We start from the raw sequence: 246 nt of genomic DNA, 5'->3' as shown, positions 1-246 counted from the left end.
GTACATTAACTGAATGCTTAGAGCAATCAATTGTTAAAGAAGCTGCGAAAGGTTACTCTGCAGAACAAATGGTTGAAGAATTATCACAAGACTTCACAAATATCTCAAAACAATTAGAAAACGCAATATATAGAAATTGCTTCAAATCATTCACTCCTAAATTGTTATTACACTATTACACATAGCTAATCATCAATGTGAAATCGCCTTCAAAGACACTATCCAAATCTTCAGAAGTCAAAATAA

The 246-nt window shown here is 31.3% G+C and carries 1 pseudogene; it reads left to right on the top strand.

Annotation, left to right across the window (positions count from 1 at the left end):
* A pseudogene (locus tag IDG64_RS14835) lies at nt 1-128 on the top strand (DNA starvation/stationary phase protection protein); the annotation flags it as partial.
* Between the last annotated feature and the right edge of the window lie 118 nt (nt 129-246).

Origin of the sequence: Staphylococcus sp. EG-SA-15 (assembly GCF_017151895.1) — a bacterium.
GTDB lineage: Bacteria > Bacillota > Bacilli > Staphylococcales > Staphylococcaceae > Staphylococcus > Staphylococcus aureus.
This window is presented reverse-complemented; position numbering and strand designations above follow the sequence as displayed.